This is a genomic window from Chitinophagales bacterium (assembly GCA_017303835.1).
Classification (GTDB): Bacteria; Bacteroidota; Bacteroidia; order Chitinophagales; family Chitinophagaceae; genus JAFLBI01.
Genome location: JAFLBI010000001.1, coordinates 1,366,998 through 1,388,749, shown reverse-complemented (window position 1 = coordinate 1,388,749; position 21,752 = coordinate 1,366,998). Strand labels below are relative to the sequence as shown.

General features: G+C 42.8%; 21 protein-coding genes and 1 other RNA gene. 13 read left to right on the top strand and 9 right to left on the bottom strand.

The features are described from left to right. Positions 1–97: 97 nt before the first annotated feature. A complete protein-coding gene (locus J0L83_06400) occupies positions 98–988 on the bottom strand; it encodes a 3-hydroxybutyryl-CoA dehydrogenase (protein MBN8664179.1) in 891 nt (296 codons plus the stop codon). A 54-nt stretch (positions 989–1,042) separates the two neighbouring features. Then, complete coding sequence (locus J0L83_06395; protein MBN8664178.1) at positions 1,043–1,684, bottom strand: carboxypeptidase-like regulatory domain-containing protein; 642 nt, start codon at positions 1,682–1,684, stop codon at positions 1,043–1,045. A 141-nt stretch (positions 1,685–1,825) separates the two neighbouring features. On the opposite strand from J0L83_06395, the gene J0L83_06390 reads away from it, so the two are divergent. The 11 genes from J0L83_06390 (at position 1,826) to J0L83_06340 (ending at position 11,994) form a co-directional block, all read left to right on the top strand. Next, positions 1,826–2,923 carry an Mrp/NBP35 family ATP-binding protein gene (locus tag J0L83_06390; protein ID MBN8664177.1) on the top strand — a complete coding sequence of 366 codons (1,098 nt, stop codon included), beginning with the start codon at positions 1,826–1,828 and terminating at the stop codon, positions 2,921–2,923. A gap of 91 nt (positions 2,924–3,014) precedes the next feature. After that, positions 3,015–3,629 (top strand): FMN-binding negative transcriptional regulator, encoded by a 615-nt coding sequence (locus J0L83_06385; GenBank protein MBN8664176.1) that lies wholly within the window; start codon positions 3,015–3,017, stop codon positions 3,627–3,629. Positions 3,630–3,639: 10 nt separating this feature from the next. Further along, on the top strand, positions 3,640–4,548 hold the full coding sequence (locus J0L83_06380; GenBank protein ID MBN8664175.1) for a glycerophosphodiester phosphodiesterase: 909 nt from the start codon (positions 3,640–3,642) through the stop codon (positions 4,546–4,548). Between the two features lie 15 nt (positions 4,549–4,563). Further along, positions 4,564–5,244 (top strand): (d)CMP kinase, encoded by a 681-nt coding sequence (locus J0L83_06375; GenBank protein ID MBN8664174.1) that lies wholly within the window; start codon positions 4,564–4,566, stop codon positions 5,242–5,244. Between the two features lie 38 nt (positions 5,245–5,282). Then, positions 5,283–5,382, top strand: an RNA gene (gene ffs, locus J0L83_06370) — signal recognition particle sRNA small type. A 70-nt stretch (positions 5,383–5,452) separates the two neighbouring features. Further along, positions 5,453–5,806 carry a four helix bundle protein gene (locus tag J0L83_06365; GenBank protein ID MBN8664173.1) on the top strand — a complete coding sequence of 118 codons (354 nt, stop codon included), beginning with the start codon at positions 5,453–5,455 and terminating at the stop codon, positions 5,804–5,806. Between the two features lie 62 nt (positions 5,807–5,868). Then, positions 5,869–6,522, top strand: coding sequence for a fructose-6-phosphate aldolase (gene fsa, locus J0L83_06360; GenBank protein MBN8664172.1), 654 nt, complete (start codon positions 5,869–5,871; stop codon positions 6,520–6,522). Positions 6,523–6,655: 133 nt separating this feature from the next. Then, positions 6,656–9,082: a PAS domain S-box protein gene (locus tag J0L83_06355; protein ID MBN8664171.1), complete on the top strand. Its 2,427-nt coding sequence runs from the start codon at positions 6,656–6,658 to the stop codon at positions 9,080–9,082. Between the two features lie 48 nt (positions 9,083–9,130). Then, the gene (locus J0L83_06350; protein MBN8664170.1) at positions 9,131–10,357 is read left to right on the top strand and encodes a DEAD/DEAH box helicase; all 1,227 of its coding nucleotides are present in this window, start codon (positions 9,131–9,133) and stop codon (positions 10,355–10,357) included. A gap of 137 nt (positions 10,358–10,494) precedes the next feature. Beyond that, positions 10,495–11,211 carry a hypothetical protein gene (locus J0L83_06345; GenBank protein MBN8664169.1) on the top strand — a complete coding sequence of 239 codons (717 nt, stop codon included), beginning with the start codon at positions 10,495–10,497 and terminating at the stop codon, positions 11,209–11,211. Positions 11,212–11,268: 57 nt separating this feature from the next. Further along, positions 11,269–11,994, top strand: a complete 726-nt coding sequence (locus tag J0L83_06340) for a hypothetical protein (GenBank protein MBN8664168.1) — start codon at positions 11,269–11,271, stop codon at positions 11,992–11,994. Between the two features lie 162 nt (positions 11,995–12,156). Here J0L83_06340 and J0L83_06335 read toward each other — a convergent pair whose 3' ends face one another. Together J0L83_06335 and J0L83_06330 are read right to left on the bottom strand one after the other, a co-directional pair. Then, positions 12,157–14,058 (bottom strand): gamma-glutamyltransferase, encoded by a 1,902-nt coding sequence (locus tag J0L83_06335; protein MBN8664167.1) that lies wholly within the window; start codon positions 14,056–14,058, stop codon positions 12,157–12,159. Between the two features lie 118 nt (positions 14,059–14,176). Further along, positions 14,177–16,447, bottom strand: a complete 2,271-nt coding sequence (locus J0L83_06330) for an aconitate hydratase (protein MBN8664166.1) — start codon at positions 16,445–16,447, stop codon at positions 14,177–14,179. Between the two features lie 141 nt (positions 16,448–16,588). On the opposite strand from J0L83_06330, the gene J0L83_06325 reads away from it, so the two are divergent. Next, a complete protein-coding gene (locus tag J0L83_06325; protein MBN8664165.1) occupies positions 16,589–16,810 on the top strand; it encodes a PspC domain-containing protein in 222 nt (73 codons plus the stop codon). On the opposite strand, the gene kdsA is transcribed toward J0L83_06325, so the two are convergent. Beyond that, on the bottom strand, positions 16,811–17,635 hold the full coding sequence (gene kdsA / locus J0L83_06320) for a 3-deoxy-8-phosphooctulonate synthase (protein ID MBN8664164.1): 825 nt from the start codon (positions 17,633–17,635) through the stop codon (positions 16,811–16,813). It abuts the gene before it with no gap. Positions 17,636–17,706: 71 nt separating this feature from the next. Here kdsA and J0L83_06315 point away from each other — a divergent pair, with 71 nt between their 5' ends. After that, positions 17,707–18,657: an L-threonine 3-dehydrogenase gene (locus J0L83_06315; GenBank protein MBN8664163.1), complete on the top strand. Its 951-nt coding sequence runs from the start codon at positions 17,707–17,709 to the stop codon at positions 18,655–18,657. On the opposite strand, the gene J0L83_06310 is transcribed toward J0L83_06315, so the two are convergent. The 4 genes from J0L83_06310 to J0L83_06295 all read right to left on the bottom strand — a co-directional run bounded on the left by J0L83_06310 (position 18,658) and on the right by J0L83_06295 (position 21,738). Continuing rightward, a complete protein-coding gene (locus tag J0L83_06310) occupies positions 18,658–19,356 on the bottom strand; it encodes a DUF3575 domain-containing protein (protein ID MBN8664162.1) in 699 nt (232 codons plus the stop codon). It lies immediately after the preceding gene. An 85-nt stretch (positions 19,357–19,441) separates the two neighbouring features. Next, positions 19,442–20,158, bottom strand: a complete 717-nt coding sequence (gene dapB, locus J0L83_06305; GenBank protein MBN8664161.1) for a 4-hydroxy-tetrahydrodipicolinate reductase — start codon at positions 20,156–20,158, stop codon at positions 19,442–19,444. A 12-nt stretch (positions 20,159–20,170) separates the two neighbouring features. Continuing rightward, complete coding sequence (locus tag J0L83_06300) at positions 20,171–20,770, bottom strand: hypothetical protein (GenBank protein ID MBN8664160.1); 600 nt, start codon at positions 20,768–20,770, stop codon at positions 20,171–20,173. A 41-nt stretch (positions 20,771–20,811) separates the two neighbouring features. Beyond that, entirely contained in the window at positions 20,812–21,738 is a 927-nt protein-coding gene (locus J0L83_06295) for a ParB/RepB/Spo0J family partition protein (protein MBN8664159.1), read from the bottom strand. Positions 21,739–21,752: the final 14 nt, after the last annotated feature.

Sequence of the window (21,752 nt, the reverse complement as noted above, 5' to 3'; positions counted from 1 at the left end):
TAGCAGTTTGGCGCGCCAGCGAAAAACGACGGCTAGTAGAATCCATGTTAGTGGACTCAACAGAAAATAAAGCAGTTTGGAAGCGATGAAGAACATATTACTTCTTAAATGTTGGACTTACTACCAAATCCTTTGAACCTGGTGTGTACACATAGAAACCTTCGCCTGTCTTTACGCCTTTCTTACCAGCAGTCACCATATTCACTAAGAGCGGACAAGGTGCATACTTTGGATTACCGAAACCATCATGCAATACTTGCAAGATACTGAGGCAAACATCCAAGCCAATGAAGTCGGCCAATTGCAATGGTCCCATCGGGTGGGCCATGCCCAATTTCATAATGGTATCAATTTCTTCCACACCAGCCACGCCTTCATGTAGGCTAATGATGGCTTCATTGATCATCGGCATCAAAATTCTATTGGCCACAAAGCCTGGATAATCATTTGCCACACAAGGCACTTTACCCAACTGCTTGCTAAGTGTGATAATCGTTTCCGTTACAGATGCAGCAGTGGCATATCCGTTGATCACTTCCACCAGTTTCATCACAGGAACGGGGTTCATGAAGTGCATGCCAATTACTTTTTCTGGACGTTTGGTAACAGCTGCAATCTTGGTGATGGAGATAGAAGAAGTATTAGAAGCCAGTATTGCTTCCACTGGTGCATGAGTATCCAGCTCTTGAAAAATTTTCAGTTTCAATTCTGTGTTTTCTGTAGCCGCTTCTACAACCAGATCTGCATTTTTTACGCCATCCGCAATGCTGGTTGATTTGGTGAGGTTATTGAGTGTTGCAGCCTTCACTTCTTCTGTAATACTGCCTTTGGCTACTTGACGGTCTAAATTTTTGGCAATGGTAGCTAGTGCTTTATCCAATGCTGCATCGCTGATATCAACGATAGTAGTAGCAAAACCGTTTTGTGCAAATACGTGTGCAATACCATTACCCATGGTTCCAGCACCAATTACTGTAATATGTTTCATACAAAAGGAATTAATCGTTAGGCGGGCAAAACTAAGCGATTCTCAAACGCAGGCTTAGTTCTTTTTCTTGAAATCACCCCTTTTCCAAGCCTGAATAAAGCTGGCCCATGCAGCAGGGTTGAAGATATTCTGAGGCGGTAACTGACCGTTAGAATAGTAGCGGCCAGATTGCTGACGCAACTGATAATTCACGGCTTCGCGACCATCAGCCGGTAGGCTGTTCAAAATAATGCGGCGCTGAGCTTCACTGGTATTCTTTCGGGCAATCTCATAATCATCGTCAGGTACACTATTATTGAGGAAATCGCGCTCAAATTGTTCTCTGGTAACCCTTGGGCGGATAATTACTGCCGGCAGGTAAGCAGTATCGTTACTAAGGAGTTTGATGACACTGAACTGGTTGCCATTCAAATCCTTAGGTACTACAATGCTTTCGTCTGTAAAACCTATGCAGGAAAAGCGGATTTTATCGCCCTTCAATACTGCAATGGAGAAAACGCCGTCTTGGTTGGTAAATGTGCCTCGTCCCTTGCCTTCAACAATAATGGAAGCGGATGGGATGGCTCTCAGGCTGTCGCTCGTTAATACCACACCGTAAAACTGTACCACTGAATCCCGGTAATAGTTCTGCGCGAAGCTATTGGCGGAAACAAGCAGGGCAAGCAGTAAGAGTGTGTATTGTACCCGTTTTCTCATCGGCTCAAAAATACAGGCTAAACCCAAACCCGGAAAGGAATATCCATTCACATAGGTTGTTTTGCCGTAAATCGCAACAAAGTAAACCCCATGGCGGTTAACTTTGCGGCCACCAATGTGTTTTTAACAAAAACTTTCGTGATGACAGAAGCAGACATCCTCAAAGCATTAAGCAATGTACAGGAACCCGATTTAGGAAAAGATCTGGTTACCCTGAACATGGTCAAAGACGTAGTGATCAAAGGAAATGATGTGAGTTTTACCATTGTGCTCACCACGCCTGCTTGTCCAATGAAAGACATGATGCGCACCGCCAGTGAAAATGCTGTGCGTTTGCTGGTGAACAAGGAAGCTCGGGTGCAAGTTAATTTCACAGCCAATACAACTTCTCAGCGTAAGTCAGAAGACCAGATACTAAAGGGCGTGAAGAATATTATTGCTGTTGTGAGTGGGAAGGGTGGCGTAGGTAAGAGTACAGTTTCAGCCAATCTTGCCCTTGCGCTGAGAGAAGGTGGTGCTAAAGTGGGTTTGATGGATGCGGATATTTACGGACCCAGTGTGCCGATTATGTTTGGCGTGCGCGGCGAAAGACCCATGATGCGCGAAGTGAATGGCAAACCCATGATTCAGCCTTTGGATAAATACGGTTTGAAATTGATGAGTATCGGTTTACTGGTGGATGAGAAGAATGCAGTGGTTTGGCGCGGACCAATGGCCAGCAGTGCGATCCGTCAGTTTGTAACAGAAGTAGAGTGGGGTGAGTTGGATTACCTCGTGATTGATATGCCTCCTGGTACCGGTGATATTCACCTCACTTTAATGCAAACCGTTCCAGTAACCGGCGTAGTGATTGTAACAACGCCTCAGAACGTAGCATTAGCCGATGCAAAAAAAGGTATTGCAATGTTTGGTCAGGCGCAAATCAATGTACCCATAATTGGCTTGGTAGAGAATATGGCTTATTTCACGCCAGCTGAATTGCCAGAAAACAAATACTATTTATTTGGAAAAGAAGGCGGTAAGCGTTTGGCTGAAGAATATGATCTGAATTTCCTCGGACAGATTCCATTGATACAGTCCATCAGAGAAGGAGGCGACAGTGGTGTGCCTGCCATGATTGGTGATGATGATCAAAGCAAGAAAGCAGTGATGGATTTTGCTGCTGCTGCTGTTAGACAGATTGCCATTCGTAACGCCAATCTGCCCACCACTAAAAAAGTGGAAGTTGTAGCAGATTGATGATCAAATAATTGATGTATAAGAGGAATGTTGCTTGCAGCATTCCTCATTTTTTTAGCTGTACACATGTTTGCTGCATTATCTTCATGGTATGTACCATGTGCCTTATTTTAAAACAGTGGAGCAGTCGCAGGTGATTCAATTCATGCGCGAGCATCCTTTTGTAACCATTGTTGGAACAGATTCGGCAGGACTTCCTGTTGCATCGCATGTGCCGGTCTTAATTGAAGAGCGTGATAACCAACTTTTTCTATTGGGGCATTTTATGCGCAAGCAAGAACATACGATTGCGCTCGAGCATAACCCGCAGGCATTGGCTATTTTTCATGGTCCGCATGCTTATGTGAGTGCGCAGTGGTATGACCCACAAAATGTGGCCAGTACCTGGAATTACATGACTGTTCATGCAAGGGGAAAAATGAAGTTTCTGGATGAACAAGCTTTGATTGATTTCCTAGGTCGTTTAACCGATCATTTTGAAGGTGTGCAGGATTCTCCTGCTGCTTTAGCGAAGATGGATTCGCAATATGTGCAACAAATGGCCAAAGCCATTGTTGCTTTTGAAATGCAGGTAACAGAATTGGAGCATGTATTCAAACTGAGTCAGAATAAACCTGAAGCAGTTCGTCAAAACATCATAGGGCATTTGGAAAAAGGTGATGCAGCAGCACAGGCTGTAGCCAATGCAATGAAGCAGATTCAATAAATCCTAACTCATGCGAAGTATTCAATGGGTAATTATCTTATTTGTTGTCAGTTGTACTATAACCAAAAAACAATCCATCAACATGGCTCCAGCAATTGCTTTTGATACACAGGGGCATAGAGGTTGCAGGGGCTTGATGCCTGAGAATACCATTCCGGCGATGATCAAGGCTTTGGATTTGGGTGTAACTACGTTGGAAATGGATGCTGTGATTACCAAGGATAGTCAGGTGGTGCTAAGTCATGAACCTTTTTTTAATCATGAAATCAGTACTTCGCCCGATGGGTTACCCATCAGTGAAGCAACTGAAAAGCAGCACAATATTTTTCAACTGGATTATGCAGAGGTGAAGCGTTATGATGTTGGTTTGGCTAAGCATCCGCGTTTTCCGCGTCAGGAGAAAATAGCAGCAGTGAAGCCTTTATTGGCTGATGTATTTGATGCCGCAGATGCACATGCGAAGAAAACAAACAGGGCTTTGCCTTTTTACAATATTGAAACCAAGTCGCAGGCATCTACAGACAATCAGTTTCATCCGGAGCCCGGAAGATTTGTTGAGTTAATGATGCATGTAATACGGCAGAAAAAAATTGAACAGCGTGTCATCATTCAATCCTTTGATGTAAGAACCTTGCAGTATTTACATCAGCATTACCCACATATACAAACAGCATATCTGGTAGAACGCCCTTCTTTAAATAGTATGGATGCGCAAATCAATAAACTCGGTTTCACGCCAACCATTTTTAGTCCGGAACACCGTTTGGTAACAACAGCCATGATCAATTATTGCCGTGAGAAGAAAATCAAGCTCATTCCCTGGACAGTGAATGAGCTATCCACGATGCAAAAACTGAAAGACATGGGTGTGGATGGGATTATCTCAGATTATCCCGACTTGTTTGCGCAGATGAAATAGTGCAAATTTGCAGCAATGCAGCCGATTATTATCACTTTAGATGGATATTCTTCTTGTGGCAAAAGCACATTGGCTCGTGCGCTTGCGCAAGAGTTGAATTATGTGTTTATCGATAGCGGGGCCATGTATCGAGCCATTACCTTATACTTTCTGCGTAACCATATTGATTGGACCAACCAGCAGGCTGTGGTAGATGCTTTACAAGAAATCAACCTGCAGTTTCATTACAATCCCAATACAGGCAGCAGCGATATGTACCTGAATGATGAGCATGTAGAGGCACTGATTCGGGATATGCTGGTGAGTGAGCGTGTGAGTGATATTGCTGCGATCAAAGAAGTGCGTGAGTTCGCCGTTGCACAACAGCAGGAAATGGGAAAGCGAAAGGGAATTGTAATGGATGGGCGTGATATCGGAACAACTGTGTTTCCAGATGCAGAGTTGAAGCTATTCATAACGGCTGATCCTGCAGTGCGTGTGGAGCGTCGTTTTAAGGAGATGCTTGCTAAGAATCCAAACATCACTATTGAAGAAGTGAAGGATAATTTGGAAATGCGTGATTATATTGATAGCCATCGGGAAGTGAGTCCGCTCAGAAAAGCCGATGATGCCATTGTACTGGATAACAGCCACTTAACCAGGGAAGAACAACTGGCAGCAGCTTTAAAGCTGGCCAAAACTGCTATGAAGCGCTAAAACTTTTTCGTTCGGGTTTCAGCCCCTATTTTTGCAGCCGGCAGGTCTTACACGACCAGCTCCTGCTGAACCTCCCCAGGGCGGGAACGCAGCAAGGATAAGCGGTTGTAGCGGTGCGATGTGAGTAGCCTGCCGATTTTTATTTTTTATTGAGTATTGGGTTATTGTCGATTGTGTGTTTTCTATCTAAGCTGTAACGAGTCTTTTTATGACTGCTGCTGAGTTACAACAAAGAATCAAGGAATTTGCTATTAATGTTGTCGCGCTCTGCGAAACCCTTCCTCCCAAAAAAGTTGCTAAAATCATTGAAGACCAGTTAATAAGGTCCGCATTTTCCGCTGCGGCTAATTACCGCGCTGCCTGCACAGCCCAAAGTAAAAATGCATTTAGTGCAAAATTGAGTATTGCACTAGAAGAGGCTGATGAAGCATGGTTTTGGCTTGGTGTGATTAAAGATTTACAATTAACCAATCATACGGGTTTACCCGTATTGATCGCTGAGGCGGGATCCATTACCAAAATTTTGGGTGCATCTAGAAGAACTGCTAGAAAATCTGTGTAAAAACCTGACATTTGCACCGTTATTGGTAAATCAACAATTAACAATCATCAATCGACAATAGCATGAAATTTTTTATCGACACAGCAAATTTGGCTCAGATTCAAGAAGCCAATGACTTAGGTATTCTGGATGGTGTAACCACCAATCCCTCCCTAATGGCCAAAGAAGGTGTTAAAGGAAAGGAAGCTGTGATGAATCACTATAAAACCATCTGTGAATTGGTGGATGGTGATATCAGCGCAGAAGTGGTTTCTACTGATTTTCAAGGAATGATCACAGAAGGTCAGGAACTGGCCGCTTTACACCCAAACATTGTTGTGAAAGTACCGATGATCAAAGATGGTATCAAAGCCATTAAGTGGTTCACTGACAACGGTATCAAAACCAACTGTACCCTGGTTTTCTCTGCTGGTCAGGCTATTCTGGCTGCTAAAGCAGGAGCATCATATGTTTCGCCTTTTATCGGCAGAATCGATGATGGTGGTTGGGATGGCATGGAGCTGATTGGTCAGATTGCCAATATCTATACCATTCAGGGTTTCAAAACAGAAATCCTTGCAGCTTCTATTCGTAATCCACTGCATATCATCAAAGCAGCTGAATCTGGTGCAGATGTATGTACCTGTCCGCTGGATTCTATCCTAGGTTTGCTGAAACATCCGCTTACCGATATTGGCCTAGCCAAGTTTCTGGAAGACGCAAAAAAATTCAGTTAACATAAGCCCCGAAATTTCGGGGCTATTTTTTGCTATTGGTTGCCGATTTTGTGTTATTAATCGCTTTTTCGTGGTAACTTTTAGGCGGGATTCTTTCCTATTTTGCACTTGCGTATAATTTTTCTCCCTGCAAATGAACGCCGACCAGTCAAAGGATATTAATCAGCTCAAGCGCATTTATGCGATTATCAATGGCATTAATAAAGCCATTATCCGCATCAATGAAAAAGATACCCTCATGCAGGAAATCTGCAATGTTATCACAACAGAAGGGGGGTATTTACTGGCATGGATTGGCGTATTAGATCCGGAATCTGGTCAGGTGAAACCTTTGTATTTCTCTGGTAAAGAGAATGGGTATCTAGCCAAAATCAATATCAGCAATAGTAATTCTCCTGAAGGCATGGGCCCAACAGGACGTGCGTTGAAATCTGGTACGCATGTGATCTGCCATGATACTGCAACGGATCCGCTTTTTGCGCCATGGCGGGATGCAGCGCTGGAAAGAGGCTATCGATCAACCATTTCATTCCCCATTTTTCAGGAAGCAGATAGATTGTATGCAGCAGCTATATACGCAGGAGAACCTTATGTTTTTGAGCATCCGGAGGAAGTAGATTTGATCCTTAGCATATCAGAGAACATCAGTTATGCTATGGCGAAAATAGCGGTTGACGAAAAGTTGAATGCAACCACCAAGCAATTGATGATGCTAAATACAGCTGTAGAGCATACTGCAGCCAGTGTGGTGATAACAAATATTGATGGCAATATTGAGTATGTGAATCCGGCTTTTAGTCGCTTAACTGGTTACACTTACGCTGAAGCAATCGGAAAGAATCCGCGCATATTGCAAACAGGATTTACGAGTAAGGAAGAGTATACCGCTATGTGGGCAAAGCTGAGTTCTGGAAATGTTTGGAGTGGTATATTCAGAAATAAAAAGAAGAATGGCGAATACTATTGGGAGCAGGCAACAATTTCGCCAATCAAAAACGATAATGGGGTTGTTACCAACTATATCGCTGTAAAGGAAAATATTACTGAAAGAAAAGTTGTTGAGGAGCGATTACAGGAAGAGCATAATTTCTTTGAGCAAATTTTTGATCAGTCAATTTCAGCAAAAATTCTATTCGATCAGTCTGGTCAGATTATCCGTATCAACCAGAAGTTTAAAGAGATGTTTGAGATAGATGGTAGTGCAATGCTACAATCTAATTACAGTGTTTTTGATGATCTGTATTGTCAAAACGCCGGATTAGCCACTTTGATACAAAACATCTTTGAAGAGAAAATTTCCGTGCAGCAGGAAATGGCTATTCGTTTTGATATCCCAGGACAAAAAAGAACTGAACAAGTTTGGACCAAACTTTTGGCATACGCTATCGAGAACAAAGATGGGCAGGTGAGTTCTGTAATGGTAGAAGTGGAAGATTTGAAGGCTTTAAAGGAAGCGCAGAATAGTATAGAAGCTGATCGTTTCTTTTTTGAACAGCTGTTTATGCAGTCGCAAAGTGCTTTGCAGATTTTGGATAATGAAGGCTGGACTTACCGTGTCAATGCCAGATTTGTTAGAATGTTTGGCATTACGCCCGAATTAATTGAGAACAACCGGCACAATGCTTTCACTGAGCCTTTGGCTGTTGCTTCAGGTATAGCAGAAACAGTTAAAAGTGTAATCGAACAGGGTATTGCAATTGAGAAAGAATTTTTCCTTGACTTGGATTTGGCTAAAAATATCCAGGGTTTAGATTTTGGCCACCGCATTGATGGTATTTGGGTGCTGCTGAAAATATTCCCCATGTTTGATGTTGAGGGAAAACTACTCTACATCATTTTGGAGTATGATGATATCACACAAAGAAAGCAGGATGAGCAAAATCTGTTGAAGTTGAATGATGAACTGCGTGATCTCACCAACTATCTGCAGGATGTACGTGAAGAAGAGCGGAAGGAAATTGCCAAAGAAATTCATGATGAGTTAGGTCAGAACCTGACTGTTATGAAAATGGATGCAATATGGATAGCGCAAAGATTGGATGAAGGACAAAAAGAAATTAGCGAGCGCGCCAAGAACCTCTTGAAAGTAACCGACGAAACGGTTTTGAAAAGCCGACATCTGTATAACTCGCTTTATCCGCAGATGTTGAATGATAGTGGTCTCATGGATACCCTACTCTGGCATGCCAACAATTATCAGCAAATTACTGGTGTCAGAATTGTTGTGGATGGCATTATTGAAGAGTCTTCACTGAATGCCAAAACCAAGCTTGCTTTGTATAGGGCAGTGCAGGAGAGCCTAACCAATGTGTTGCGCTACGCAAAAGCATCTCAGGTTGGGATAGAATTGTACGAAGAAGATGCACATATTCATATGCATATCAGGGATAACGGTATTGGATTTGACCCAGATGCCGTAAACAAAACCATGCACCACGGATTAACAGGTATGGTAGAAAGATTCATTGCACTACGTGGTGCTTGTTCCATTAATTCCGCTCCGGGTAAGGGCACGCATATTGCAATTTCAGTGCCTGCTTTGGTGAAAGCAGCAGATTAGTGCGTAAATGCATGTATCTTTAACCAACTCACTAATTATTCTACAGCATTGCGTTTTACAGAATTCGATTTTCACCCGGCCTTATTAGAAGGTATTGAAGCTTCCAGATATGAAAATGCCACTCCTGTGCAGGAGCAGGTAATTCCGCCAATCCTTGCAGGGAAAGACATTATTGCTTCCGCACAAACCGGTACAGGCAAAACAGCTGCATTCTTATTGCCTGTCATGAACAGACTGATCACCAATAAGACGCATGATAAAGTAAATGCGGTGATTATTGTGCCTACTCGAGAGCTGGTCATCCAAATATCACAGCATATTGAAGGCCTGGCTTATTTCACCGATATCAGTGCTATTCCCATTTATGGCGGCAACGACGGACAAAATTTTGTTGCGGAAAGAAAAGCACTGGAGTTGGGTGCAGATATTATTGTGTGCACGCCCGGTAGAATGATGGCCCATATCAAAATGGGTTATGTAGATTTTTCTTTTGTGGAATATTTGATTTTGGATGAAGCAGATCGTATGCTAGATATGGGTTTTCAGGATGATATTCGTTTCATCATTGGGCATATGCCGAAGAAAAGACAGAACCTCTTATTCTCTGCTACGATGCCGGAGAAAATCAGGAAACTGGCAAGAGAAATTTTACATGAACCGGTAGAAATCAATATTGCTATTTCCAGACCACCGGAGAAGATTGTACAGAAAGCATTTGTTTTGTATGATAGGCAGAAACTGCCCATGCTGCAGGATATTCTGGCGCATACGCACTTTACCAGTTGTTTGATTTTCTGTAGCAGTAAGCAACAAGTTAAAGAGCTCACGAGAACTTTGAAGCATGCCGGATTAAAGCCGGAAGAAATTCATAGCGATCTGGAACAAACACAACGTGAAACAGTTTTATTGGGATTCAGCAGTGGCCGTATTCCTATTTTGGTGGCTACGGATATCCTGAGCCGCGGCATTGATATTGATACCATTGATTTGGTGATCAATTACGATGTACCCCATGATGGAGAAGATTATGTGCACCGTATTGGTAGAACAGCACGTGCAGAAGCAGATGGTATTGCATTTACTTTAATTGGTGAAGAAGAGCAACACAAGTTTGCAGCCATTGAAAGACTCTTAGGCAAAGAAGTACCTAAAGCCAATATTCCTCCTGAGATTGGTGAAACACCTGCATACAACCCCCAAGCGAGAAGGGTTAGAGGGCAAGGAAATAGAAGACATTATCCGAACAAACAAAGCCGGCATAAGAAATCCTCATAGTATTTTGCCGTTTGGTATCTCAACCAACCGGTATGGCGATTTTTTGACTTTATGTTCTGTATTATTGAAAAGTAGTTTGGTTCTTCCTTCCAATAAAGTTTTTTTTGCATATCTTTTATTGAGTAATGCATTAAGCAATGGTTAAAATTCTGCTGATTTGTTTGCTCATTGGAAGTTCTGCTCAAGCGCAACATCTTACAAAAGAAGCTGATAGGGAATTTCTTCACTACTTTGTTTATACATATTTACCTTCTATCCAACCAGTCTTACATGATGAGGGCTATCGTGTTACTAGAATCAATGATAAACTGAACTGGCAAATTGGAATCATTCCAAGGTTTTCGGGTGATAAAAAGTATTTAAGCAATTACTTGCATCGTCATCTGGTCAATAGCAAAGATTCGGCCTCTTTTGTTGAGGAGTTTATACGCGATCAATATTGGTCGGCCCGAGATTATCTGCCTGATTCAGTATTGGCGAATACAGATAGTATAGCGTATTATGACAGTAGTGCTGCTTTTCATCGAAAAAAACTGGCTACATTGCCTATGCCAGAAGCATATAGCAGACCTTATCAGTTAGGATTATACAAGATGTTGCCAGATTCATTGCGCGACTTGGCACTGTACCACCAGGCGCAAATAACGCTATGCGAAAGAAAATACCTAGCAGCTACTTCAGGAACAGTATATATTACAAAACCGCTTTTCTTATTTGGGGGAGACAAGTGTTTTGTGTCTATTATGTTCTATCGTTTTGGGCGCATAATGATAGTGGTTTTTCAAAAAAAGGCACAGCGTTGGGCTGTAGATCAGGTCTTATACGATAACAGTTCAATTGATTTGGATGAATAAAGGTTGCTCGTTTGCATTAACTGGCACACATTTGAGTGGAGAATTAGCAAGAAAAAAATGCGAGTAGTCAGTAAGCTATTCTTTGTATCGATTTTTATCTTCAATTCAGTAGCTGCCCCAAAAAGTTTAGCAGCTACCGATAGTGCTTTCGTTCGATACTTGGTGTGCGAGTTTCTGCCTTCACTAAAACCTTCCTATGATACAGGTTGGTCTTTGCATAAAATTAACGATCGTGAAAATGTACAGTTGAATATTACTCGCTCCCTGCATGAGCTTGCTTACATACAACTACGTAAATATTTAACAGATAACGGTGTTCATGGTAAGGATTCCAGTGATATGATTAAAAAGTATTGGAATACCCCAAGCTGGAAGGCTAAAAACATTTTACCAGACTCCTTACTAGTTAATATGGACAGTGTAGTCCATTATGATTCAGTAGATGCATACCATAGCCGCACATTTGATGCGAGTATACCTGCGATCTACCGAAATGTTGCCAATTACACAAATATTCATTTGATGCCTGATTCTGTAAGACAGGTTATGCAGTATCATTATGATCAATCTCGGTTGAATTATAAGAAATATGCTGATCTATGTATTGATGCAGCTTATATCACCGCGCCTTTTTTCTTTGACGATGACAGTAGATGTTATGTAGCTTTTCGTTTCTTCTTGATGGATTTATCCAATACAATTATTGTACTTTTTAAAAGAGAAAAAAATAATTGGGCTGTTGAAAAAATTCTCTATAATAGAAATGACGCGTACAAAGACTGATTCAATATGCATGAATTTATTTATTCATTCATTCATAGCGAGGATAGTATTGAGCTGTTTTAATGATTGCTTTCTTAGGATTCTTACATATTTCTAGCAAACGAGTGATCTTATAAAAGTAAAAGCCCCAATTAAGGGGCTTTTGCTTTTCAACAAATTACATTACCACGCAATACCATAGTCTTCGCCATTATGGCTGCTGCCACCCCAGAAACTATTGTGTTTCCAGTCGAATAGTATGGCGTTAATTGGTCCGCTGGTTCTATTACCCAACTGAATATTGTAACCCATTTTCTTCAATGCTTCACGCACATCGTTGGGCGTACGATTGTCTAACAAAATACTACCGGGTCTTGGTTTGCGATCATCCATTTTACTGCCACCCAAAGACAACCACAATTGGTTGGTATTGATATTGGCTGCTTCTGCTGCCTGCTGTGGTGTCATACCAAACTCTACAACATTCAGGAAAAATTGCAACAAGTTCTGGTCTTGTGTATCACCACCCTGTACCGCAAAAGAAAGATAAGGCTTACCATCTTTCATGGCTAAAGAAGGCGTTAATGTTACCCTTGGTCTTTTGCCCGGTGCTACTACGTTGAAGGGATTGAGGGTACTATCCAATACAAAACTCTGCATACGCTGGCTCATACCCACACCTGTATTACCCGCAATGCAGGCTGGAATCCAGCCACCACTTGGTGTAATAGACACAACCCAGCCATCTTTATCTGCTGCTTCTACACTTGTTGTGCCGCGTGTTAATCTGTCTTTGTACGCTTCATCAATCACCAATGACATGGCCATTGTTGTGCTGTCGTGTGAGGGTACAAAATTTCGCTTACCATCATTGCTTGGTGTAAAACCTCTTTGCTTTAATAAATCTGTGTAAGGGTTTGTTCTGCCTTCATACGGATAAGGATCGCCGGGTCCCATATTGGGGTCATTTTTTTCTGCATTGATTAATGCAGCGCGTTGTTTTGCATAATCCTTATTCAGCAAACCTTTAATCGGTTCAACAGGCGGGAAGTAGGGGTCGCCATAATAAAAATCGCGATCAGCAAAAGCCAAACTCATGCTCTGGTATACCGTATTGATATACTTGGCACTGTTATAGCCCATGCTCTTGAGATCAAAGTTTTCTAGGATGTTGAGTGCTTGCAACAGCATAGGTCCTTGTGTCCACTGTTGTAATTTGTATACATCAATGCCTTTGTAGTTTGTTGCTAACGGTGCTTCTTCAATCGGCTTCCACTTGGCCAAATCTTCCATGGTAATTAAGCCACCTTGTTCCTGACAGCCACGCACAAATTCTTTGGCGATATCGCCTTTGTAAAATCTGTCGTAAGCTGCATAGATCGCTTGCTTGCGTGTTTTCTTTTGCTTTAATGCCTGTTGCTCTGCTTCAACCATTTTGGTAAGTGTAGCCAGTAATTCTTTTTGTACAAAGATTTCACCTGCTTCTGGTGCTTCTCTTTTTTCACCCAGGTGTGGTAAGAAAACAGCTTTGCTATAAGGCCATTGTTTGATACGATCTTTTTGTCTTTCGATGCTATTCGCTGTTTGTGCATCAATAGGGTATCCGGCTGCCATTTCCATGGCAGGTGCCAATACTTCTTTCAAACTCATGGTACCATATTCTGCTAACATATAACAGATACCACCAGGTGTGCCCGGTGTAGTAGCTGCCAGCGGACCATACTCAGGCGGAAATGCATAGCCTTTGCTTTTAAAGAATTCAGGCGTAGCACCTGTTGGTGCAACACCCATGGCATTAATTGCAATCACTTTTTTCAGCTTGGGATGATAGATCAGTGCTTGTGTTTCACCTCCCCAACTGAGTACATCCCACATGGTGCAGGTTGCGGCCAGCATAGCACATGCGGCATCCACAGCATTACCGCCTTTATTAAAGATCATAGCCCCTGCGGTAGCGGCCAATGGTTTACCGGTAATGGCCATCCAATGTTTACCGTGCAAGGGTGGCTTTTGTGTAGCTTGTCCTTGTGCCAATACACCTGAAACAATAGCTACAGCCAATAATGAACTAAGGAGCTTTCTCATGAGCAGTTTTTTTAGCTGCTTAAAGTTAGGGTGCATTAGAATTGACTGTAGATTTTTGGATGAATGGATAAAAAAAGTCCCGCATTTGCGGGACTTGACTATTTCACAAGAAGCTTGATTAATTACCTGCAACCTGCTTGCGAATGATGTTCAAGGCAGCACCTGCTTTGAACCACTCAATCTGCTGTTGGTTGTACGTATGGTTAGCAACAATGGTATCGCTGCTACCATCCTTATGGTTGAGCACCAGTTGCAAAGGCTGACCAGGTGCAAAGCTGGTTAAACCAATTACATCGATGCTATCATCTTCCTGAATCTTATCGTAATCTTCTTTGTTGGCAAAAGTGAGTGCCAGCATACCTTGCTTCTTCAGGTTGGTTTCGTGGATACGTGCAAAAGATTTTGTCAGTACCACACGCACACCCAAGTGGCGAGGTTCCATGGCCGCATGTTCGCGAGAAGAACCTTCACCATAGTTTTCATCACCTACTACGATACTACCGATGCCTGCAGCTTTGTACGCACGCTGTGTAGCAGGTACAGGACCGTATTCACCAGTGAGTTGGTTCTTCACATTATCTGTCTTCTCGTTGAAGAAGTTCACCGCACCAATCAAGAGGTTATTAGAGATATTGTCTAAGTGGCCACGGAATTTCAACCATGGACCAGCCATAGAGATATGGTCGGTTGTACACTTGCCCTTTGCTTTGATCAGTAGTTTCAAACCTTTCAGGTCTGTTCCTTCCCAAGCTGCAAATGGATCCAATAATTGCAAGCGCTTGCTCGCTGGGTCAACTGCTACTTGTACACCACTACCATCAGCAGCTGGTGCTTGGTAGCCAGCATCTTCCACTGCAAAACCTTTTACAGGCAATTCATCACCAGAAGGGGGATCCAATTTTACTTGTTCTCCTTTTTCGTTGGTAAGTGTATCTGTAATTGGGTTGAAAGTCAAATCACCTGCAATCGCCAATGCTGTTACCAGTTCTGGTGAAGCAACAAAGGCCAATGTGTTGGGGTTGCCATCAGCACGCTTCGCAAAGTTTCTGTTGAAAGAGTGTACGATGGTGTTGCGCTCTTGCTTTTCAGCACCCATACGTTCCCACATACCAATGCAAGGGCCGCAGGCATTTGCGAATACCGTTGCACCAATTTCAGCGAATGTATCCAGATAGCCATCACGCTCGATGGTATAACGTACTTGTTCAGAACCAGGTGTAATAGTGAACTCAGCTTTGGTCTTGAGTCCTTTTTCTTTCACCTGCTTGGCCAAGCTTACCGCACGGCTGATATCTTCATAAGAAGAGTTGGTACAGCTACCAATCAAACCTACTTCTACTTTCACCGGCCAGTTGTTGGCTGCAGCCATTTCTTTCATCTTAGAAATTGGCGTAGCGAGGTCTGGTGTAAATGGTCCGTTCAAATGTGGTTCCAGTTCACTCAGGTTGATTTCGATGACTTGATCGAAGTATTTTTCCGGGTTGGCATATACTTCTGCATCACCGGTAAGGTAGCTGCTGATTTGATCAGCCAGGTTAGCGATTTCTTCGCGACCTGTTGCTTTCAGGTAACGGCTCATGCTGGCATCGTAACCAAAGGTAGAAGTGGTGGCACCAATCTCTGCACCCATGTTACAGATAGTGCCTTTACCAGTACAGCTCATGCTGGTAGCACCTTCACCAAAATATTCAACGATTGCACCGGTACCACCTTTTACGGTAAGGATACCAGCTACTTTTAAGATTACATCTTTAGGAGCAGTCCAGCCATTCAGTTTACCGGTGAGTTTCACACCAATCAACTTAGGCCATTTCAGTTCCCAAGGAAGGCCGGCCATGACGTCGCAGGCATCTGCACCGCCCACACCAATGGCAATCATACCCAAACCACCGGCATTCACCGTATGGCTATCGGTACCAATCATCATACCACCGGGGAAAGCATAGTTTTCCAATACCACCTGGTGGATGATACCAGCACCTGGCTTCCAGAAGCCGATACCGTATTTGTTGGAAACTGAGGCCAGAAAATCATACACTTCTTTGCTCTCATTCACAGCTCTGTCCAAGTCTGTTTTGCTATTGTCTTTGGCAACGATCAGGTGATCGCAGTGTACGGTTGAAGGCACAGCCACCTTAGGACGACCAGCCTGCATGAACTGCAGCAAGGCCATCTGGGCAGTAGCATCCTGCATGGCAACACGGTCTGGGGCAAAATCTACATAAGACTTACCTCTCTCAAAATCAGCAAGTTGCATGTCTGTGTGCAGGTGTGCGAAGAGTATCTTCTCTGCGAGGGTGAGCGGACGGCCTAACGCTTTTTTGGCAGCGTCTACTTTGGCAGGCATCTCGCTATACACCTTTCTGATCATTTCAATATCAAAAGCCATGATACAAAGTGGTTTAAGCGGTGAAAAATGTGACGCGAAGTTAATGCAAAAGCAGTGCCAATTTTTGCACAAATGAACTTTTATGGAAGTGTTTTTGTTTAATTTTGGACTTCCCCACGCTTCACATCAAAAAATGAGTTTATGAACAGGTTGAGAGCCATCCTAGAAATGCACGCATTTGGTGTTTGTGCCGCCTTGGGCGAACGCTTTGGTATAGCCAGTGCCAAAATCAGGACCTGGTTTATTTATATCTCCTTTCTTACAATGGGATCGCCTGTCATCATTTATATGGTGATGGCATTCTGGATGAACCTGAAACGCTATATGCTTTTCAGTAAAAGAAATCCAATCAAATACTGGTAATTACACTACTGCTTTTCTCAGTTTTACTAACTGAACAAGTAAATCCTCCAATAAGTCTAAGCGCAGCATATTGGCGCCATCGCTTTTGGCTACAGCAGGATTTGGGTGTGTTTCAATAAACAATCCATCAGCACCAGCTGCAATTGCCGCTTTGGCTATCGTACCAATCAGTTGTGGGTTGCCACCAGTTACACCAGATGTTTGGTTGGGTTGTTGTAAGCTGTGCGTGCAGTCCATGATCACTGGCGTACCATGTGCCTGCATGAGTGGAATATTGCGATAATCAACCACCAAGTCCTGATAACCGAAAGTAGTACCGCGTTCTGTCAACATCACTTGCTCGTTACCTGCTTTGCGGATTTTCTCTACAGCAAACTTCATGGCTTCACCACTCACGAACTGGCCCTTCTTCACATTTACGATCTTACCTGTTTCTGCAGCGGCAATCAGCAGGTCAGTTTGTCGGCACAAAAAAGCAGGAATCTGCAGAATATCAATGAATGGGGCAGCCATCGCTGCTTCTTCGTGGGCGTGGATGTCTGAAGTAGTGGGCAGGCCGAAAGTATCGCCCGTCTTTTTAATCAACGATAAACCCAAATCATCGCCCAAGCCGGTAAATGAACTAGCACTGGTTCTGTTGGCTTTGCGATAGCTAGCTTTGAACACGTAAGGGATGCCTAATTTTTTACAGATACCGTAGACTTTCTCCGCAATTTCCATCACCAGTTCTTCGCTTTCTACCACGCAGGGGCCTGCGATCAGGAAGAAATTGTTGGGATCATAGGATTGCTTGCTGAATTTTTCCTGCAGGTAGGCGGGTATCATGTGGGAATGTTTAAATGCGGTGCGAACTTACGCCAAGTTTTGTTTTTCTTTGCGCATTCCAAACGATTGTTATGTCACATCCCAAAGAACGTATTCTCGTCATTGGCGCTTGCGGTCAGATTGGTGTTGAATTAACCCTTGCGCTCCGTAAAATCTATGGCAGTGCCAATGTGATTGCATCAGACCTGCGCGAAGAAAACCCGTTGTTGCATGGTACCGGACCCTATGTGAGTCTGGATGTGATGAACAAGGAAATGCTCCATGTACAGGTAATTCGTCAGAATATCACACAGATATATCTGCTTGCAGCCATTCTTTCAGCAACAGGAGAGAAGAATCCGAATCTTGCATGGCATTTGAATATGCAGGGCTTATTGAATGTGTTGGATATCGCGCGTGAAGAGAAGCTGAGCAAAATATACTGGCCAAGTAGTATTGCGGTGTTTGGACCAACATCACCTAAACAACAATGTCCGCAGCAAACCATTATTGAACCTACTACGGTTTATGGTATCAGTAAATATGCTGGCGAGTTTTGGTGTAATTATTATTTCCAGCGCTTTGGTGTGGATGTGCGTAGTCTGCGTTATCCTGGTTTGATCAGTTATAAATCAGCACCTGGTGGTGGTACAACGGATTATGCAGTGGAGATTTATCACGATGCATTGGAAGACAAATCTTATGAGTGCTTTTTACGAGAAGATACCTATCTGCCCATGATGTATATGCCGGATGCGATTCGTGCAACAATTGAGTTAATGGAAGCACCAGCTGAGCGCATCTCTGTGCGTACATCTTATAATTTATCAGGTATGAGTTTCTCGCCTAAGGAAATTGCAGCGTCTATTCAAAAGTATATTCCAGAATTCAGCATTAGCTATGCGCCTGATTATCGTCAGAGTATTGCGGACAGCTGGCCGCAAAGTATTGATGACAGTGTGGCGCGTCGCGACTGGGGCTGGAAGCAAGAGTTTGATTTGGATAAAATGACTGCAGATATGCTGCAGAATCTCAAAAAGTAATCAGAATCTAAATCCCAAACTGATTCCACTTCTGATGCCGCCCCATGGGCCATCTATTTTCATGGAAGCACTAGTGGCAGTAATGGTGGTCTGTGTTTTGAAAGGATCAGTTGCCAAACCATTTAGTGTATTTTGTAAGCTCTGTTGTTCTGCAGTTGTCATGGGTGGATCAATAGAAGCAACCATTTGTCCTGTACTGATACCGTAGTGGCCACCTATGAGCCAGATATCAACGGCAATTCGTTTTGCGATATAGCGCTGTACACCAATTAGAATACCACCAGAGTAAGATTGAATATTGCCTTGCATGATGGCATTTTTCTCAATACGTACACCAGCTACTGTTGAATTATATCGTGCCGGTACTGAAGCATCAAATTTGGCATATCGGAAATAAGGAGCAACGTATAAGCCGCGCATTCTGCCAGCACCAGTATAGAAGCGCAATTCAGGTGTGATGGCAAAATTACCGGTAGTAGTTTGCTCAATGGTGTTGATCACATTTGGATCATTGTTATCAATATATTTTTTGATCTCTTCTTTGTAAATCAATCCGCCAACTGGCATGTGTCTATAGCTAATCGATAAGGAAACTTTTCTTGATAAACCCCTTTCGTATGTAACATGGTAATTGCCAAAAACGAGGGAGCCAAGGTTTACTTTCAATACATTTTTACCCTTGAATTGAGCAATCGCCATCAGGGGGAGAAGACAGCAGCAAAGGAGTATAGGTCTCACAGCTTGGATTTATACCACAATGTACCAAATTATGAGGAGAATGGATTTAGAGACCCAGAACTTGTTTCATGGTATAGATACCTTTTTTGCCTGGAAGAAAACTTGCAGCTAAGACTGCACCACTTGCAAAGCCTTTTCTTGTATGAGCTGTATGCGTGATCTCAATATCGTCAATCGCAGAGTGCCAGGAAATGGTATGCGTGCCTGGAGCTGGATCAATTCTTTCAGAGAGAATCGATAATTCCTCAGGATTGCTGCTAACATGATTCACCCACTGTTTTTTGTTGGGTAGCACTTCCATGATTTGTTCCGCCAAGGTGATGGCTGTGCCACTAGGCGCATCTTTTTTCTGCGTATGGTGTATCTCTTTCATGGAAACCGCATAATCAGTGTGTGGCAACATCAGTTTAGCGAGATAACTATTCAGTTCAAAAAACAAATTCACACCAATGCTAAAATTACTTGCATACAAAAGCGTACCATTCTTTGTTGCGCAAGCATCAGCAACTTCTTGCCAATCAGCCAGCCAGCCAGTTGAGCCACAAACAACGGGTATACCCAGTTCCAAACACTTTAATACATTCTGCTTTGCACTGTGTGGTCCGGTAAATTCAATAGCTACATCTGCTTTGGCAATATTTTCCTGATTGAAATCGGCAGCATTGTCCAAATCAATTTTCAACACAATCTGGTGTCCCTGACTTACCGCTACTTCTTCAATAGCTTTGCCCATTTTACCATAACCTATCAGTGCAATGTTCATAGTTGTATCTTTTTAGCGCACAACAAAAGCTTGTTTGCGTTTGGGTTCTTTGATATTGAATACTAGCTGCAGGCCCGGACTTCGTGTTACTGGATTCAATTGTGGATGTATCTGCATAGATAAATCATCACTCACATCAAAATGTTTGAGGTGTCCAGATACAGATGCTTCTACGATATTTAAGCCCCATACTAAAACAAACCAAAGGATTGAATAATCACGGTCTCTTCGGAATGAATTTCGCGCAGATTGCACGCTGGTGATATTCAGGTTTTTGAAGATGGGGTCAAGTCCTTTATAATCCACACTGTCAGCAGCAGTTGCATTCGGTTGAGCGGCCTTATACATGGCATTATAAGCAAACCTGCTGCGCTTGTACCAATCATTGTTGTAAATAAACGTAGCAGTTGGTATCGCCAATGCACCATACACCAAGGGTACTTTCCAGTAATCCCGATTATAGAGCTGCCCCCATCCGGGAATCAGTGCAGATCTTTTAGCAGATTTTCTCGGGTCGTGATTATTTAAGAAAGCAGTGTCTCGCTGCTTTTTGGGTTTACCGGTGCTATCAGCAAAAAACTTTGCGTCAGCAGCAAAACTTTGCAGACTCAATAATAGAAAACAATATAGTATGCACAATCGACCATTCATGCTTAGCTGATGGTTACATTCATCAGATCCAGAATTTTATTCAGCTCCTGCAGTGAATAGTATTCAATCGTGATACTGCCATGACCTGTTTTGTGGTGTTGCATCTTCACTTTGGTGCCGAAATGAGAGGCTAAGTTATCCTCGATCTTTTTATAAGCAGGTGGCAGATCAGATTTTGCACCAACTTTAACAGCATCAGCAGGTTTATCTGCTTTATACATTTTGCGCACCAGTTCTTCAGTCTGGCGTACACTCAGGCCCTTGTTTTTGATTTCATTGAAAACAAATAACTGCCTGTCGATGGTATCAATATTCACCAAAGCACGTGCGTGGCCCATGGTAATATTATTGCTACGCACAGCTAACTGGATATCAGGTGGTAATTTCAGTAGACGCAAATAGTTGGTAACCGTTGTTCTTTCCTTACTCATGCGCTCTGCTACCTGTTCTTGTGTGTAGCTGAGTTCTTCCATCATACGCTTATAACTCAAAGCAACTTCAATCGCATTCAGGTCTTCGCGCTGCAGGTTTTCGAGCAATGCCAGCTCCAGCAGTTCTTTGTCGTTTACATTGCGGATATACGCAGGTACATCTTTCAGTCCGGCCATTTTGGCTGCACGAAAACGTCTTTCACCAGCAATCAGTTGGTATTTACCAGAAGCAAGGGTAGATACAGTAAGCGGTTGAATGATATCGTGCAACTTGATTGATTCAGCCAGCTCTTTCAAAGCTGCTTCATCAAAATCTCTTCTTGGCTGTTTTGGGTTTACCTGAATCTGATCAAGTGGTATGCGTGTAGTGCTAGTGGCCTGACTAACAGCAGCCGGTTGAAGATTACCGGAAGTTGTTTTCAAATCAGCATCAATATTCTGTAGCAAAGAGCGGATGCCCTTGCCTAATAAATCTTTATTCTGTTTAGGATTGCTCATGGTTTAATTTTTTC